The organism is Gammaproteobacteria bacterium (genome assembly GCA_003696665.1).
Classification (GTDB): domain Bacteria; phylum Pseudomonadota; class Gammaproteobacteria; order Enterobacterales.
Genome location: RFGJ01000074.1, coordinates 1 through 1,203 on the forward strand (window position 1 = coordinate 1; position 1,203 = coordinate 1,203).

At 45.3% G+C, this 1,203-nt stretch carries 2 protein-coding genes; both read right to left on the reverse strand.

What is annotated here, in order from left to right; translation table 11 throughout:
- Positions 1-582: FkbM family methyltransferase (locus tag D6694_02545; GenBank protein ID RMH47131.1), on the reverse strand; the 582-nt coding region annotated here is incomplete at its 3' end.
- Positions 583-590: 8 nt separating this feature from the next.
- Positions 591-1,202, reverse strand: coding sequence for a glycosyltransferase (locus D6694_02550; GenBank protein ID RMH47132.1), 612 nt, complete (start codon positions 1,200-1,202; stop codon positions 591-593).
- Position 1,203: the final 1 nt, after the last annotated feature.

Consider the following 1,203-nt stretch of genomic DNA (forward strand, 5'->3'; position numbering starts at 1 on the left):
ATTCTTCAGCAACTTGTCCATTCCCTCCAGAACACCAACCTCTCCACCTTCGACATCAATTTTTACGGCGCACGGTAGCCTTATTTCGTTCAAATAGTCATCCAGCCGAACCTGCTCAACAGTGACGAAACCTTCTCCGTTTTGAACAACCCTTGATGAGCCTGTATTTTTAGGTCCAGCTTCCGCAAATTTTACATGTCCATTAAAAGACCCTGCAGCAACAAAGTGTGTGCTGACCCGATCAAGAATTTCGTTGATGCGTAAATTTCCCAAAAGATGGGCATAATTTCTTCTGTCACACTCAAATGCGCAAATATCCATATCATCAAATTTATGTGCAACAATACATGAATACAGGCCAAAATTTGCCCCAACATCAATAAATGAACGACATCCCGTTTCTTTTACTAAAGACAAAAATATATCTCTCTGTTTTTTTTCATAGCCTCCATCAAAACATATCCGTCTATCTACATAATTAATCGGATTGAGGATAAAATTAGCTCCATCATAATTACGCACTTCCCACTTTACTTTTTTTAGACCATGCAATCGTCTTTTAATACTTGTTTTAATACGCATTTTACCTCCTATTTCAATCGAACCTCTGACCGATATAACAGGATTGTTTCTTCAACCATTTTTCCCAATGAAAAATTATCCAATATGTGCTTTCTTAAATTGTCTTTTGCCAAAGAGACACTCTCTAATACAGCATCCGCCAGGGCAACAGGATCCTGAATTTCTATGAGAAAACCATTTTCCCTATCAATGACAATGTCCAACACCCCGCCATGCCGGGTAGCCACCACCGGCGTATTCATCGCCAATGCCTCGGCGGCGGTGCGCCCGAAACTTTCCGGTTTTTTGGAACTCGACACCACAACGTCGCTCAGGGCGTAGATTTCGGCCATCTTTCGCTGGCTTCCGGCGAAAACGATCCGGTCTGTCAACCCCAGTTCGGCGGTCAATCTTTTCAACCCGTCAAAATAGCCACGTTTGTCGTCGCGCACCCCACCGACGACCAGCCCGACAACATCATGGCCCTGTTCGGCGAGGATGCCGATGGCCCGGATAAAGGTTTGGTGGTCCTTGAGCTGGGTAATGCGCCCGACCGTTGTGATGACTTTTTTGCCGGTCAGTCGATGCCGGTTGCGGAAGTCGGCGATAAAATCCGCATCCACCTTGTCAGGGTCGAACAGG